The sequence below is a fragment of the Mesorhizobium sp. BR-1-1-10 genome (assembly GCF_020165595.1).
Classification (GTDB): domain Bacteria; phylum Pseudomonadota; class Alphaproteobacteria; order Rhizobiales; family Rhizobiaceae; genus Mesorhizobium; species Mesorhizobium australicum.
In genome coordinates this window covers 250,865-265,534 of the sequence record NZ_JAIUIL010000003.1, presented here as the reverse complement: position 1 = coordinate 265,534, position 14,670 = coordinate 250,865, and the positions used below count along the sequence as shown (strand labels likewise).

Genomic DNA, 14,670 nt, shown 5'->3' with positions numbered 1-14,670 from the left:
ATCAGCTGCGTCGAAGATCGATGCGGCTGGTCACCACGCTCTTGCCGGTCTTGGGATCGCGGTCGACCACGGTCAAGACAATGCCGTCCGCACCGTTTTTCTGCACGGTAAGCTGCGCGGCGCGGTCGCCGTTGACCTCCTTGGCCCAGCGGATGGCGAGGTTTATCGCATTGCCGGAACGGCTTCCGTTCAACTGCGCCGGTCCGGTGCGCGATCCCACATAGACACCGCTGTATTTGGCGCCGCTGGTCTTCAGGCGAGCACTGATGGCGCGTGTCACCAGGATCAGGCCGCGGCAGTTGCCGTCGAGGGACAGCGAAGACGATGTCGCATTCGATTTGAACGTGCAGGAAACGCTGACCGTTGGCGCCTGCGTCGTCACCTGAACGGTTCCCTTGCCGGCGAAATTCCCCTTGAAGGATTGGAGAAATTTGCTCTCGTCCGCATGCGCGGCTGTGGCCGCGACGGCCAGGCACCCGGCAAGCACAAACCGCGTGAGTAATGTCATCGAAGGTCTCCTTGTGACGGGTGGAACGGCGATCGGTGATGCTCAAGCGGACATCGCGACTCAACGCGGCTTGCCATGTCAGGTTCCGCCCGCGACAGGGCTGTTTTGCAACGTCGCGCCAATATCTCTGGCCCAGTCAAATGCGGCGGCTAGTGGTTGCGGCAAAAACCCCGGCTTGCGAGATAGCTGACATGGCACCTACCCCCTCGATCCCCAAGGCCGCTTTCTGGATGGCGCTGTCGATCGCCTCGTTCCTGGCGATGTCGGTCGCCGGCCGCGCCACGACCGCCGAGCTCAACGTCTTCCAGGTGCTGGAACTGCGCTCGGTCATCGGGTTCTTCATTCTGCTGCCGCTGGTGATGATGAGCGGCGGCTTCGCGGCGATGCGCACGCAGCGTCCCGTCGCTCATATCGCCAGAAACGTCATCCACTATACCGGGCAGGCGGCATGGCTCTACGCATTGACCTTGATTCCGTTGGCCGTGCTGATTTCGATCGAATTCACCACACCGATCTGGACGGCTATCTTGGCGGTGAGCTTTCTTGGTGAAAGGTTGTCCCGGCCAAAGCTTGCCGCGATCGTGCTGGGCCTGATCGGGGTGGTGATCATCGTTCGTCCCGGTGTGGGCTCGGTCGATCCGGGCCATCTCATCGTGCTCGGCGCCGCGGTTTGCTTCGGCATCTCGGTGGTCCTGGTCAAGTCGCTGACGCGGACGGACAGCGTCGTGCGCATCATTTTCTGGATGCTGATCATCCAGTCGGTGGTCGGCCTCGTTCCAGCCCTTTACGAGTGGCGCAACCCGCCGCTGGAACTGTGGCCATGGATCGTGCTGATCGCCTTCACCGGCATGTCCTCGCATTTTTGCATGGCCCGTGCGCTTGGCTATGCCGACGCCACCGTCATTTCGCCGATGGATTTCCTGCGTGTACCGTTGTCGGCCCTCATCGGCTGGCTGCTTTACAGCGAGCAGATCGACGCTTTCACCGCTGGCGGTGCATTGCTGATCCTGATGGGCAATCTGCTCAACTTGCAGCGCAAGGCAGTCAAGCCGGCAGAGGTCGCGGCGTCATAGCGTTGCCGGTCAGTTCCCTTCGTCTGGAATGTTGAGCACGTGTCCGCACGCCTTGCAGTGTACGGCGTCCGGCTCGTGACGCTGCAACCCGCATTGCGGACAGGGAAAGAACACCTTGGCCGGCCGAAAGATCGCCTGCGCCAGCCTGACGAACAGCGATATGCCGATGATCATGGTTACGATCGCCGTCAGCTTGCCGGCGATGCCCGGCAGCACGATGTCGCCGAAGCCTGTCGTCGTCACGGTCGCGACGGTGAAGTAAAGCGCGTCGATGTAGTTTTCCAGTCCGGCTCCGTTGCGAAAAAAGAACGTGTAGACGAAGCCCGTGATGACAAAGAGAAAGGTCAAAAGGTTGATCACCGCGTGGCTTGCCTCGCGCCAGGGCCGCAGGCCACGCATCTCGAAATGCCGCCAGATCGAACCGCTGCGCGACAGCGACCATAGCCGCAGGATGCGCAGAAAGCCGAGGCTCGCGAGAGCCGTCGGCATCAGCAGCGTCAGAAGGATGAAGGCATCCACCCAAAAGGTCGGCTGCTTCGTCAGGCGCAGCATGTCGTTGGAGGCGAGCAGCCTGGCAATCAGATCGGCGGCGACGAGAGCCGCCACGGCATAATCTAGCCACAGAAACGAGGGCGACTGCTGGATGACCGGGGTGGCGATGAAAAAAGCGATGATGGCGAGGTCGATGATGACAGCCACCAGTTGGAACCGGAACGCGGCCGGCGAGCGTCCGTGATAGAGCCTGCGCAGCCTGTCGCGTAATCGCGCCGTCGCGGAAAGGTTCTGCGATGGACGCCTCTCCTTGGCCTTCATGCTGGCATGAGCAGCCGGTGCCGGCCCGCGGAGTGCCGCCTGGTAAGCGCGCAGATCACACCAGTTCCACTTCAATCACGCCCGGCACGGCGCGCATTGCCGAGGCGATCTGTGGCGAGACGCGATAGCCGCCTTGCAGAGCGATCTCGACCTCGCCCTGCGCCTCTTCCTTGATCACGATGATGCTCACCTGGCTTTCACCCCGCTGCGTGAGTTGGGATTGGATCATCGAGGCAGGTCCATCGTTCCTGACGAAGATGCGCAGCGCCTTCTGGATGCGGCTTGCCTCGTCCTCCAGCGATTGCACGGAGTTGATGCGCAGGTTGACGCCCTCGGGCCTGTCCTCCGCCGCGACAGTGATGACAACCGAGCGGCCGGCTTCGAGGAGGTCGCGATACTGGGCCAAACCTTCTGAAAACAATACGGCCTCGTATTGGCCGGAGGTGTCCGAAAAGGCCACCACGCCCATCTTGTTGCCGGTGCGCGTCTTGCGCTCCTGCTTGCTGGTAACGGTGCCGGCAAGCCGGCCGGCGGAAGCACCGCGCTTGACGGCGGCGGAGAACTCCGCCCAGTTCTGCACCCGCATCTTCTGCAGCGCCGCCTTGTACTCGTCGAGCGGATGCGCCGAGAGATAGAAGCCGACGACCTGGAACTCGCGGTGCAGGCGGTCGGCAGCGAGCCACGGATCGGTCGCCGGCAGATTGAGCGCCTGCGACTGTGCGCCGAGCGAGGCGCCGAAGATGTCGGCCTGACCCGAAACGGCGTTCTGCTGGGCGAGCGACGCCAGCCCCATCATCCGCTCGACGCCGGCCAACATCTGGGCGCGGTCGTGGCCGAAGCAGTCGAGCGCGCCGGCCATGATCAGGCTTTCGAAAACCCGTTTGCCGACGATCTTCGGGTCGACCCTCTCGCAGAAATCGGCCAGGCTCTTGAACGGCTTTTCGCCGCGAACGGCGACGATGTGCTCCACCGCGGCATCGCCGACGCCCTTCAGCGCGGCCATCGAATAATAGATCCGGTTCTCCCCGACCTCGAAGGCACGGAAACTCGTCATCACTGACGGCGCCAGGACTTCGATGCCAAGGCGCAGCGCATCCTGGCGGAAGTCGGCGAGCTTGTCGGTGTTACCCATGTCTAGCGTCATCGACGCTGCCAGGAACTCGACCGGATAATGCGCCTTGAGATAGGCAGTCTGGTAGGAGACGACAGCGTAGGCGGCCGCATGAGACTTGTTGAAACCGTAGTCGGCGAACTTTGCCAGCAGGTCGAAAATGAAGTCGGCTTGCGGCTTTGCGACGCCGCGCTCGACCGCGCCGGAGACAAAGCGTTCGCGCTGCTTGTCCATCTCGGCGCGGATCTTCTTGCCCATGGCGCGCCGCAGAAGGTCGGCTTCGCCAAGCGAATAGCCGGACAACTCCTGCGCGATCTGCATCACCTGTTCCTGGTAGACGATGACGCCTTGCGTCTCCTTCACCAGATGGTCGATCTTGGGATGGATCGAGGCCATCTCCTCCTCGCCATGCTTTCTGGCGTTGTAGGTCGGGATGTTCTCCATCGGTCCCGGCCGGTAGAGGGCAACCAGCGCGATGATGTCCTCGATGCAGTCGGGCCGCATACCGATCAGCGCCTTGCGCATGCCGGCACTTTCCACCTGGAACACGCCGACCACCTCGCCGCGCGACAGCATCGCATAGGTCTCGGGATCGTCGAGCGGGATGGTCGCCAGGTCGATATCGATGCCGCGCCGGCGGATCAACTTGACGGCCGTCTCCAGCACCGTCAGCGTCTTCAGGCCGAGGAAGTCGAACTTCACCAACCCCGCCTGCTCGACATATTTCATGTTGAACTGGGTGACAGGCATGTCCGAGCGCGGATCGCGGTACATCGGCACCAGTTCCGACAACGGTCGGTCGCCAATGACGATGCCGGCGGCGTGCGTCGAGGCGTGGCGGTAGAGGCCCTCCAGCTTCTGCGCCATGTCGAGCAGCGTCTGCACGATCGGCTCTTTCTCGGCCTCCTCCGCAAAGCGCGGCTCGTTGGCGATGGCGTCGGCGAGCTTGACCGGATTGGCCGGGTTCTGCGGCACCATTTTCGACAGCTTGTCGACCTGGCCGTACGGCATCTGCAGCACGCGGCCGACGTCGCGCAGCACGGCGCGCGCCTGCAGCGTACCGAAAGTGATGATCTGGCCGACCTGGTCGCGGCCGTATTTCTGCTGGACGTAGCGGATCACCTCTTCGCGACGGTCCTGGCAGAAATCGATGTCGAAATCGGGCATCGAAACGCGGTCCGGATTGAGGAAGCGTTCGAACAGCAGCGAGAAACGCAGCGGATCGATGTCGGTGATGGTGGTCGAATAGGCAACCAGCGAACCAGCGCCCGAACCACGCCCCGGCCCGACCGGAATGCCTTGCGCCTTGGCCCATTTGATGAAGTCGGCAACGATCAGGAAGTAGCCGGGGAATTTCATCTTCTCGATGATGCCAAGCTCGAATTCGAGCCGCTCTCGATACTGCTCGACCGTGTAGCCCGGTGTCGGTCCGTGCAAGGCGAGCCGTGCATCGAGCCCCTCGCGCGCCTGACGGGCCAGTTCCTCGGCCTCGGCCTTTTCGGCGGCGTCCTTGTCGGAGGCATCGCCGCCCGTGAAACGCGGCAGGATCGGACTGCGGGTTTTTGGATAGTAGGAGCAGCGCAGGGCGATCTCGACGGTGTTGTCGATGGCTTCAGGCAGGTCGGCGAACAATTTCGCCATATCGGCCTGGCTGCGCAGGAAATTGTCCGGCGACAGCCGGCGGCGGGTGTCGACGGCGACAACCGACCCCTCGGCGATGGCGATCAACGCGTCATGCGCCTCATACTCGTCGCGCGACGAGAAGAACGCCTCGTTGGTGGCAACCAGCGGCAATTCATGGGCATAGGCGAGATCGATCGAGGATTTCTCGATCATCCGGTCGTACCCCGAAACCCGGTCCAGCTCGACATAGAGCCGGTCGCCGAACATCGCCTTGAGCGTTACCAGCCGCGCTTCGGCAAGATCGCGGCGATCTTCCTTCAGGGCCATGCCGATCGGGCCGCGCGGCCCGCCACTAAGACAAATCAGGCCGTCACATTGGCCGTCCATCATTTCGGTGGTCAGGTGCACCGCTTCGCCGGGCGGTGTTTCAAGGTAAACGCGGCTGACCAGCCGGACGAGATTGGAATAGCCGGTTTCGGTCGCCGCGATCAGCACGACCGGCCGCATATCGGGACCTTGCCGACGACGGTCACGCTGGCCGTCGCTGTTTTCGCCGGAAAAGGCAAGCGCGATCTGGCAGCCGATGATCGGCTGGATGCCGTCCTTCACCGCCTTCTGGGCGAACTCCAAGGCGCCGAACAAATTGTTGGTGTCGGTCACCGCGATCGCTGGCGCTTCGTCCTTGACGGCATGGCCGACGATCTTGCCGAGTTGCAGCGCGCCTTCCAGCAGCGAATAGGCCGAGTGCACGCGCAGATGGACGAACGGCCGCGCCGGCACCTCCGGCCGCGCGGGCCCCGCGGGCCGCGCGCCCGCGATCGCGGCCTCGCGCTTCAGGGGATCGCGTGGAAGTCTCTCATCCGCCATGGTTTCTCGCGCTGTCCGTAAGACTTGAGTCGATGGAGATGTATTGTCCGGGACCGGGCGATACCAGTCCAGCACAAACGACTACCGACCCACAGGCTTCCAGCCGTTCAGGCGAATTCCATGATCACCGCGTCGACGGCAAGGCTGTCGCCCGGCTTGGCATTGAGTTTCGCCACGACGAGGTCGCGCTCGGCGCGCAGAACGTTTTCCATCTTCATCGCCTCGACCACGGCCAGCGTCTCGCCCGCCTTGACCTCCTGGCCTTCGACAACGGCGATCGACACGACGAGGCCCGGCATCGGGCAGAGCAGCAGTTTCGACGTGTCCGGCGCTATTTTCTCCGGCATCAGCCGTTCCAATTCGGCGGTGCGCGGCAGCATGGCGCGCGCGGTCACCGACATGCCTTTCCAGGCGATGCGGAGGCCATTGGCGACAGGACGGATCTGGGCGGCAACCCTGCGCTTGCCGACCGTGCCGCGCCAGATGAGATCGCCGGGCCGCCAATCGGACGAAACTGTCAGCGCCTTGCCGCAATCGATGGACAGGTCCATTTCCATCGGGATGGAAATCATGCCTTCGAGGATCGACGCCGACAAATACTCTTCGCCGATCTTCACCACCCATTCGCGCTTGAGCGCTCCCGAATGCGGCGCCAGCCGCCCGCCCAGCCGGTCGAGACGATCGCGGCGCAGCAGTTCCACCGCGGTCGCGATCGATGCCAGAACGGCTTTTTCCTCGCTGTTCGGCACGACGGGGGCAAAACCGTCGGGATATTCCTCCGCGATGAAGCCGGTCGATATCGCCCCTTCCCGCCAGCGTGGATGCTGCATCAGCGCCGCCAGGAACGGTATGTTGTGCTCGATGCCGTCGACGACAAAGCTGTCCAGCGCTTCCGACATGGCGTCGATGGCCTCGAGCCGCGTCGGCGCCCAGGTGCACAGCTTGGCCAGCATCGGATCGTAGAACATGGAGATTTCCGAGCCTTCGGTGACACCGGTGTCGTTGCGGATGACGACATCGCCGAAGCGGCCTTCCTCGGGTGGCCGGTAGCGTGTCAGCCGGCCGATCGAGGGCAGGAAATTGCGATAGGGATCCTCGGCGTAGAGCCGGCTTTCCACCGCCCAGCCGTTCAGCTTGATGTCGCTCTGCTTGATGGCGAGCTCTTCGCCGGCGGCGACGCGGATCATCTGCTCGACCAGATCGATGCCGGTGACGAGTTCGGTCACCGGATGCTCAACCTGCAATCGCGTATTCATTTCAAGGAAATAGAAGTTCTTGTCCTTATCGACGATGAACTCGACGGTGCCGGCGCTCTGGTAGTCGACAGCCCTGGCCAACGCCACCGACTGCTCGCCCATCGCCTTGCGCGTCTTGGCATCGAGGAAAGGCGATGGCGCCTCTTCCGCCACCTTCTGGTTGCGGCGCTGGATCGAGCATTCGCGTTCGCCAAGATAGAGCGCGTTGCCATGCCCGTCGGCCAGCACCTGGATTTCGATGTGACGCGGGTCGACCACGAACTTTTCGATGAAGACACGGTCGTCGCCGAACGAACTCTTGGCTTCCGAGCGCGCCCGGTCGAATCCGTCACGTACTTCCGATTGGTCCCAGGCGATGCGCATGCCTTTGCCGCCGCCACCGGCCGAGGCCTTGATCATCACGGGATAGCCGATCTCGCCGGCGATCTTTTCGGCGTGATCGGCATTCTCGATGACGCCGAGCCAACCCGGAACCGTCGAAACCTCGGCGGCGTTGGCGAATTTCTTCGACTCGATCTTGTCGCCCATCGCCTTGATTGCCCTGGGTTTCGGCCCGATGAAGACGATGCCTTCCGCTTCCAGGGCTTCGCAGAACGCGGCTCGCTCGGACAGGAAGCCATAGCCGGGGTGCACGGCCTGAGCGCCCGTCGCCTTGCAGGCCGCGATGATCTTTTCAGGAACGAGGTAGCTCTGCGCGGCAGGCGACGGCCCGATATGCACCGCCTCGTCGGCCATTTCGACATGCACGGCATCGCGATCGGCGTCGGAATAGACGGCGACCGTGGCAATGCCCATCTTGCGCGCCGTCCTGATGACGCGGCAGGCGATCTCGCCACGATTGGCGATCAGGATCTTGGTGAACATGCGGGCAGAATTCCCCTCCGGCAGATGGTTCAGTTCTATGGACTATGTCGCCAGGTCTCAAGTGCCGCAGCGGACGACATGACGGGCGTCCCTCCCAATGCTTCCGTCGCACTCCCCTGCCGAGCCGGGCTGGTTGTCGACGGTGTGCTATCTGCGTCAAGAAAGCCAAGATTTCGTCTCATCTGAGAGTTGATGAGCAGCTCAAAACCTGAAACCTTGGCTCAAAATCGCCTTTGGAGGAATTGCCCGATGAAAACCCGCGCCGCTGTCGCTGTCGCCGCCGGAAAACCGCTGGAGATCATGGAGGTCGACCTTGATGGACCGCGCGATGGCGAGGTGCTGGTCGAGATCAAGGCGACCGGCATCTGCCACACCGACGAATTCACATTGTCGGGCGCCGATCCGGAAGGCCTGTTCCCGGCCATCCTCGGCCATGAAGGCGCCGGCGTGGTTGTCGATGTCGGCAAGGGCGTCACCTCGGTCAGGAAGGGCGACCATGTCATCCCGCTCTATACGCCCGAATGCCGGCAGTGCCCGTCGTGTTTGTCGAGGAAGACCAATCTGTGCACCGCCATCCGCGCCACGCAGGGCCAGGGCCTGATGCCGGACGGCACCTCGCGCTTCTCGATCGGAGGCGAAAAATTGTTTCATTATATGGGCTGCTCGACCTTCTCCAACTTCACCGTGCTGCCGGAGATCGCGGTGGCCAAGGTCAATCCCGACGCGCCCTTCGACAAGATCTGCTACATCGGCTGCGGGGTGACCACCGGCGTGGGTGCCGTCATCAACACGGCAAAGGTCGAGCAAGGCGCGACCGCAGTGGTCTTCGGCCTCGGCGGCATCGGCCTCAACGTCATCCAGGGCCTGAAGCTTGCCGGCGCCGACATGATCATCGGTGTCGACCTGAACAACGACAAGAAGGAATGGGGCGAGCGATTCGGCATGACGCATTTCGTCAATCCGAAGGAGATCGACGGCGACATCGTGCCCCACCTCGTCAACATGACCAAGCGCGGAGCCGACCAGATCGGCGGCGCCGACTACACATTCGACTGCACCGGCAACACCAAGGTCATGCGCCAGGCACTGGAGGCCTCGCATCGCGGCTGGGGCAAGTCGGTCGTCATCGGCGTCGCCGGCGCCGGCCAGGAGATCTCGACCCGGCCGTTCCAGCTGGTCACCGGACGCAGCTGGATGGGCACCGCCTTCGGCGGTGCGCGCGGCCGCACCGACGTGCCCAGAATCGTCGACTGGTACATGGACGGCAAGATCCAGATCGACCCGATGATCACCCACACGCTGAAGCTCGAGGACATCAACAAGGGATTCGACCTCATGCATGAGGGCAAGTCGATCAGGAGTGTCGTGGTTTACTAAAAGACAGCCACACGCCGCCGGCCATCCGGCCAGCGACCCCTGTGGTGAAACATGGGAGGAGAGAAACAATGGCGGAGAAACTGCACCCAAAGATCGACAATGGGCTGCCCAAGGAGAGCGCCAGCTTTGCCGGCGGCACGCTGGTCTGCGCCTGCACCAGCAAGCCGGTCAAGGTGAAGGTCAAGGGCCAGATCGCCCACAACCACGCCTGTGGCTGCACCAAATGCTGGAAGCCCGAAGGTGCTGTGTTCTCGGTGGTTGCCGTCGCCGGCACCGGCGATGTCACCGTCACCGAGAACGGCGACAAGCTCAAGGTGGTCGACCCCTCGGCGCTGATCCAGCGTCATGCCTGCACCCAATGCGGCGTCCACATGCACGGGCCGGTCGAGCGCGACCATCCGTTCAAGGGCCTGTCCTTCATCCATCCCGAGCGCTTCGAGGAAGACGGCTGGTCGCCTCCGGGCTTCACCGCCTTCGTCTCCTCGATCATCGAATCGGGTGTCGACCCAAGCCGCATGGACGGCATTCGCGGCAGGCTGAAGACGATCGGGCTGGAACCTTATGACTGCCTCAATCCGGGCCTGATGGACTATATCGCCACCTGGACGGCGAAGAAATCCGGCGCCCTGCCGGCCTGACCACCGAGAGATTTCAGGCAGGGGCCGGATATGTTTCCGGCCCTTGCTCGTTTCCGGAGAGACAATGCCCGCACCCGCCATCTACGTCGACGCCGACGCATGCCCGGTCAAGGCCGAGGTAGAAAAGGTCGCCGAACGCCATGGCGTCGTCATCACCTATGTTTCCAATGGCGGTCTGCGCCCCTCCCGCGACCCGATGATCCGCAATGTCGTGGTCTCCAAGAGTGCCGATGCCGCCGACGACTGGATCGTCGAGAACACCAAGCCCAACGACATCGTGGTGACGGCGGACATTCCGCTCGCCGCCCGCACGGTGGCGCTCGGCGCGCATGTGTTGGGACCGACCGGGCGGCCGTTCACGCCCGAGACGATCGGCATGGCGGTGGCGATGCGGGACCTCAAGCAGCATTTGCGCGAAACCGGCGAGAGCAAGGGCTACAATGCCAGCTTCGCGCCGCAGGATCGTTCCCGGTTCCTGGGTGAACTTGACCGCATCTTGCGGCGCGCGCTGAAATCCGCCACACCGGGCTAGCAACAAAGCGCCATCCAGGTGGAGACCGCCATGGCCGCCGAAACCCCGATCAAGAAACCGATGCAGCGCCACATGCTGTTCGCGGTGTCGGCCTGTATCGGTGCGTTTGCGCTGCTTGTGGCGCTGCTGCTGCACGCCCCACTCGCCTATTCGATCGGCGCCAACATATTTTTTGCCGCTTACGTCCTTCTTGTCGTCAGCCAGATGCCCAAATTCACCGGCAAGTATCTGAGCAAGAATGCACGCGCCACCGATCAGCCGGTGCTGGTGATCTTCGCGGTCACGCTCGTTGTCGTCGGCGTTGCCCTTGTCTCCCTGTTCCTGCTGATCAATCGCAAGGATGGGGATCACCCGATCGAACTCGGCTTCGCACTGCTGTCGATCCCGCTCGGCTGGTTCACCATCCATGCCATGGCTGCGCTCCACTATGCCCATGTCTACTGGATGGACGGCGACGCGGTCGACGCCGGCACCAATAAGAAGATTCCGGTCGGCGGCCTGCTGTTCCCGGGCGACAAACGCCCCGAGGGCTGGGATTTCCTCTATTTCTCGACCGTCATCGGCATGACGGCGCAGACCGCCGACACCAACATCTCGACGACGCACATGCGCTGCGTCGTGCTTGTCCACTCGGTCCTGTCGTTCTTCTTCAATACGGTCATTGTCGCCGCCGCCGTCAATCTCGCCGTCAGCCTGGGCGGTCCGTAATAAATCCGTGATCGCATGAAACATCGGTTTGGATCGCGACGTATCAAGAGGACAATGAACGCTTAGGACAAGCCGCAAGGCCGGGAGACCAGACAAGATGGAATCGGTTGCCAGAAGCCAATCCGAAATTGGACCGGGCGCCCCCGCGTCAAAAGAGAAAACATTGATCTACCGGCAGTCGCGCTGGACGCGGCTGACACACTGGCTCTGGGCCATCTCGTTGTTTTTCATGCTGCTGTCCGGCCTGCAGATCTTCAATGCCCGCCCGCAGCTCTACATCGGCAAGCAATCCGGCTTCGACTACAACAACACCATTTTCGCCATAGGCGCCGAAAACACCAATGCCGGGCCGCGCGGCTACACCGAAATCTTCGGGCACCGCTTTGACACGACAGGCGTCCTTGGCTGGTCGGGCCCGACCGGTAACGAGACGGCGCGCGGTTTCCCGTCCTGGGCGACGATCCCGTCCTACTATGACCTCGGCACCGCCCGCGTGATCCATTTCTTCTTCGCCTGGGTATTGACGACGACCTTGATCGTCTGGCTCGTCGCCAGCCTGATCAACGGCCACATCCGCCGCGATCTGGCGCCTCGCCTGGATGACCTCAAACGCTTGCCCCGGGACGTCGCCAACCACGCCAGGCTGAAATTCCACCACACGCGCGAATACAACACGCTGCAGAAGATGGCCTATGGCGGCGTGCTGTTCGTGCTCTTGCCACTGATGATCATCACCGGCCTTGCAATGTCGCCGAGCATGAATTCGGTGCTGCCCTTCCTCAATGAATTGACCGGTGGCCGGCAGACGGCACGCACCATCCATTTCACCGTCATGGTGCTGCTGGTCGCCTTCTTCGTCATTCACATCCTGATGATCCTCGCCGCCGGCCCGATCAACGAACTGCGCTCGATCATTACCGGCTGGTACCGCACCGATCCTCCCGTGCATGACGACAAAACGTCCGAGAGGAGTGCCTGAGATGGCGAAATTTGAGATAAGCCGCCGAAAGTTCCTCACCGCCGCCGGCCTCGGCGCGTCCGGCATCATGCTGTCGGGCTGCGACGCCTTCGACAGCCAGCTCAGCATCGGCAGCGGCCTGCGCAGCTTCCTCGAAAACGCCAATGGCCTGACCCACAAGGCACAACGGTTGCTCGGCGGCGGCAATTCGCTGGCGCCCGAATTCACCGAGGCTGATATCCGTCAGCCAATGCGGCCGAACGGCGTGACCGCGCCGGACGACGACGCTTACAAGGCCCTGCTCGCCAACAACTTCGCCGATTGGCGACTGGAGGTGTCAGGCCTCGTGGAAAAGCCGCTGTCACTCACCCGCGAGCAGCTCATGAACATGCCGAGCCGCACCCAGATCACCCGACACGATTGCGTCGAAGGCTGGAGTTGCATCGCCAAATGGACCGGCACGCCACTGGCGCTGCTGCTCGACCAGGCGGTGGTCAAGCCACAGGCGCGCTATGTCATGTTCCATTGCCTCGACACGATCGACCGCAGCCTGTCAGGCGACATCAAATATTACGGCACGATCGACCTCATCGATGCCCGCCATCCGCAAACGATCCTTGCCTACGGCCTGAACGGCAAGCCGCTGCCGGTCGAGAACGGCGCGCCGCTGCGTGTCCGCGTCGAGCGCCAGCTCGGCTACAAAATGCCGAAATATCTCTACAAGATCGAACTGGTCGATGGCTTCGCCACTATCGGCGGCGGCCGGGGCGGCTATTGGGAAGACAACGGCTATGACTGGTATGGCGGGATTTGATGGTCCCTCGCATACGGGCCGAGCACGATTTGTCCCCCATGGAATTGAGTTCGCTCGAGGATCGTCTCAACCGCGATAACCGACGTATGATCGACCGCGACGATGACCGAGGGCTGACCTTTGTCGTCCGCGATGGTGCGGGACACGCGGTCGGAGTAGCCGCCGGCTACTCCTGGGCGGGCATGTCCGAACTGACCTTGATGTGGATAGACGAGGCTCACCGAGGTCGCGGCTACGCAAGGCAGTTGCTCGACGCCTTTATCGCGGAGGCCGCCGATCGCGGCGTCAGGAAAATCTGGGTCTCCAGCCACGACTTCCAGGCACCAGGTCTCTATGAAAAGGCTGGCTTCGAGCGTATGGCCGAATTCTCGGGATGGCCTGAAGGCCATTCCAATATCATTCTTTGCAAAACGATAGCAGCGGACGGCGCGTCTCAGGCAACCTTGTCGAGCAACGGCTTCAGCGCCGGGTGAATTTCCGGCGAGGCATGCTTGATCAGGGTCAGCAGTGCGCGCTCATTCTCGTACAAGGGCCGGTTCACCCCGATATGTCCGACCAGCCACTTTGCCTCACCGGCATCGATCGTCTCGGCACGGCGGGCCAGCGCCTCGGCGGCCCTGTTCTTGGCCTCCCATTCGGTCTCTATGTCGTCAGGAGAGCGGTAGGCCTCGATGACACCGGCAAGACCGCCGGAGACCATGCGGCTGAAGAAGCCGCCGATTTCCGGATCGGTATGATCGAGGAAAGTTTCCCGGCGCAGCGCCACCTCGCGGGTGGGCGCCTCATAACCGGCCGAGCACATGACGAAATTGGCGATCGCCTTGACGAACAGGTCGTTCCACGACGGATCGTTATTGGCCTGGGCGGTCCGCTCGTTGATCCTGAACAGCACCTCGGCCTCGGCCTGGGTGATGGCGATGTTGCCGTCGCCACCATGGGCATGGAGGATGCGGCGCAAAAGCTCGACTTCGGCCCCGGCGATCAGTCCGGGCACCAGCGCGCCGCCGAGCATCAGCGGTCCCTTACCGTCGACGACGGCGTGGGCGACCTGCTCCAGCGCGTAGACGCAAAGCCGGCTCGGCGAGGATTTCGCCTCTTCCAGCACATGGACCAGCAATTCGAGTTCGGTCCGGCTGTCGACCATGCCGTCGCGCGAAATCGTGCGGACCAGCCAGTCGGCATTCTCCCCCGAAATGTAGCCCAAGGGCTTTTCCTGATGAACGATGTAGTCGGTGACCGCCTCGACGAAGAACGGCGCCCATTCCGCGCATTTGTCCCGCGCCGTCTGGTTGAGCGCGAACAAGGCCTCGGCTTCGCCCCGGCTCACCACGCCGTCGGCGAACACGTCGCGGCGCAGCATCACGACGTCCTCTGAAGCAATGCGGTTCTTCGAAGTCAGCCCCGCCACCGGAGCACTCATGATCAACTCGCCCATCTGTCGTCCCCGTCCGCCCCAACGCGTCACATCGGTCAGCTTTATCAGGAGTGTCTTGAAAAACCGGCAAACGGCGTGGTTAGCGAAGACTTG

At 62.7% G+C, this 14,670-nt stretch carries 13 protein-coding genes; 8 read left to right on the top strand and 5 right to left on the bottom strand.

What is annotated here, in order from left to right:
- Position 1 precedes the first annotated feature (1 nt).
- Positions 2 to 508: a hypothetical protein gene (locus LB555_RS07170; RefSeq protein ID WP_015317615.1), complete on the bottom strand. Its 507-nt coding sequence runs from the start codon at positions 506 to 508 to the stop codon at positions 2 to 4.
- A gap of 191 nt (positions 509 to 699) precedes the next feature.
- Here LB555_RS07170 and LB555_RS07165 point away from each other — a divergent pair, with 191 nt between their 5' ends.
- The gene (locus tag LB555_RS07165) at positions 700 to 1,581 is read left to right on the top strand and encodes a DMT family transporter (protein WP_140723582.1); all 882 of its coding nucleotides are present in this window, start codon (positions 700 to 702) and stop codon (positions 1,579 to 1,581) included.
- Between the two features lie 9 nt (positions 1,582 to 1,590).
- Here LB555_RS07165 and LB555_RS07160 read toward each other — a convergent pair whose 3' ends face one another.
- The 3 genes from LB555_RS07160 to LB555_RS07150 form a co-directional block, all read right to left on the bottom strand.
- Positions 1,591 to 2,394, bottom strand: a complete 804-nt coding sequence (locus LB555_RS07160) for a potassium channel family protein (RefSeq protein WP_140661174.1) — start codon at positions 2,392 to 2,394, stop codon at positions 1,591 to 1,593.
- A gap of 55 nt (positions 2,395 to 2,449) precedes the next feature.
- Positions 2,450 to 5,995: a DNA polymerase III subunit alpha gene (gene dnaE / locus LB555_RS07155; protein WP_224682543.1), complete on the bottom strand. Its 3,546-nt coding sequence runs from the start codon at positions 5,993 to 5,995 to the stop codon at positions 2,450 to 2,452.
- Between the two features lie 107 nt (positions 5,996 to 6,102).
- Positions 6,103 to 8,115, bottom strand: coding sequence for an acetyl/propionyl/methylcrotonyl-CoA carboxylase subunit alpha (locus LB555_RS07150; RefSeq protein WP_224682542.1), 2,013 nt, complete (start codon positions 8,113 to 8,115; stop codon positions 6,103 to 6,105).
- A 249-nt stretch (positions 8,116 to 8,364) separates the two neighbouring features.
- On the opposite strand from LB555_RS07150, the gene LB555_RS07145 reads away from it, so the two are divergent.
- From LB555_RS07145 to LB555_RS07115, 7 genes are all read left to right on the top strand, one after another.
- The gene (locus LB555_RS07145) at positions 8,365 to 9,492 is read left to right on the top strand and encodes an S-(hydroxymethyl)glutathione dehydrogenase/class III alcohol dehydrogenase (RefSeq protein WP_224682541.1); all 1,128 of its coding nucleotides are present in this window, start codon (positions 8,365 to 8,367) and stop codon (positions 9,490 to 9,492) included.
- Positions 9,493 to 9,560: 68 nt separating this feature from the next.
- Positions 9,561 to 10,130, top strand: coding sequence for an S-(hydroxymethyl)glutathione synthase (gene gfa / locus LB555_RS07140; protein ID WP_224682540.1), 570 nt, complete (start codon positions 9,561 to 9,563; stop codon positions 10,128 to 10,130).
- A gap of 64 nt (positions 10,131 to 10,194) precedes the next feature.
- Positions 10,195 to 10,662, top strand: a complete 468-nt coding sequence (locus LB555_RS07135; protein WP_140723596.1) for a YaiI/YqxD family protein — start codon at positions 10,195 to 10,197, stop codon at positions 10,660 to 10,662.
- A gap of 30 nt (positions 10,663 to 10,692) precedes the next feature.
- On the top strand, positions 10,693 to 11,370 hold the full coding sequence (locus LB555_RS07130; RefSeq protein ID WP_015317608.1) for a DUF1345 domain-containing protein: 678 nt from the start codon (positions 10,693 to 10,695) through the stop codon (positions 11,368 to 11,370).
- A 97-nt stretch (positions 11,371 to 11,467) separates the two neighbouring features.
- Positions 11,468 to 12,349 carry a cytochrome b/b6 domain-containing protein gene (locus LB555_RS07125; RefSeq protein ID WP_224527948.1) on the top strand — a complete coding sequence of 294 codons (882 nt, stop codon included), beginning with the start codon at positions 11,468 to 11,470 and terminating at the stop codon, positions 12,347 to 12,349.
- A gap of 1 nt (position 12,350) precedes the next feature.
- Positions 12,351 to 13,142 (top strand): molybdopterin-binding protein, encoded by a 792-nt coding sequence (locus LB555_RS07120; RefSeq protein WP_140616171.1) that lies wholly within the window; start codon positions 12,351 to 12,353, stop codon positions 13,140 to 13,142.
- The gene (locus LB555_RS07115; RefSeq protein WP_411970756.1) at positions 13,142 to 13,615 is read left to right on the top strand and encodes a GNAT family N-acetyltransferase; all 474 of its coding nucleotides are present in this window, start codon (positions 13,142 to 13,144) and stop codon (positions 13,613 to 13,615) included. Before LB555_RS07120 ends, LB555_RS07115 begins: the two co-directional genes overlap by 1 nt.
- Here the strand turns inward: LB555_RS07115 and LB555_RS07110 are convergent.
- Entirely contained in the window at positions 13,576 to 14,577 is a 1,002-nt protein-coding gene (locus LB555_RS07110) for a hypothetical protein (protein WP_224682538.1), read from the bottom strand. The genes LB555_RS07115 and LB555_RS07110 overlap by 40 nt on opposite strands.
- Positions 14,578 to 14,670 lie beyond the last annotated feature (93 nt).

Excerpts from the sequence above, each read along its gene's own strand:
- LB555_RS07170 (WP_015317615.1), bottom strand. The coding sequence starts at position 508 with ATGACATTACTCACGCGGTTTGTGCTTGCCGGGTGCCTGGCCGTCGCG.
- LB555_RS07165 (WP_140723582.1), top strand. The coding sequence starts at position 700 with ATGGCACCTACCCCCTCGATCCCCAAGGCCGCTTTCTGGATGGCGCTG.
- LB555_RS07160 (WP_140661174.1), bottom strand. The coding sequence starts at position 2,394 with ATGAAGGCCAAGGAGAGGCGTCCATCGCAGAACCTTTCCGCGACGGCG.
- dnaE (WP_224682543.1), bottom strand. The coding sequence starts at position 5,995 with ATGGCGGATGAGAGACTTCCACGCGATCCCCTGAAGCGCGAGGCCGCG.
- LB555_RS07150 (WP_224682542.1), bottom strand. The coding sequence starts at position 8,115 with ATGTTCACCAAGATCCTGATCGCCAATCGTGGCGAGATCGCCTGCCGC.
- LB555_RS07145 (WP_224682541.1), top strand. The coding sequence starts at position 8,365 with ATGAAAACCCGCGCCGCTGTCGCTGTCGCCGCCGGAAAACCGCTGGAG.
- gfa (WP_224682540.1), top strand. The coding sequence starts at position 9,561 with ATGGCGGAGAAACTGCACCCAAAGATCGACAATGGGCTGCCCAAGGAG.
- LB555_RS07135 (WP_140723596.1), top strand. The coding sequence starts at position 10,195 with ATGCCCGCACCCGCCATCTACGTCGACGCCGACGCATGCCCGGTCAAG.
- LB555_RS07130 (WP_015317608.1), top strand. The coding sequence starts at position 10,693 with ATGGCCGCCGAAACCCCGATCAAGAAACCGATGCAGCGCCACATGCTG.
- LB555_RS07125 (WP_224527948.1), top strand. The coding sequence starts at position 11,468 with ATGGAATCGGTTGCCAGAAGCCAATCCGAAATTGGACCGGGCGCCCCC.
- LB555_RS07120 (WP_140616171.1), top strand. The coding sequence starts at position 12,351 with ATGGCGAAATTTGAGATAAGCCGCCGAAAGTTCCTCACCGCCGCCGGC.
- LB555_RS07115 (WP_411970756.1), top strand. The coding sequence starts at position 13,142 with ATGGTCCCTCGCATACGGGCCGAGCACGATTTGTCCCCCATGGAATTG.
- LB555_RS07110 (WP_224682538.1), bottom strand. The coding sequence starts at position 14,577 with ATGGGCGAGTTGATCATGAGTGCTCCGGTGGCGGGGCTGACTTCGAAG.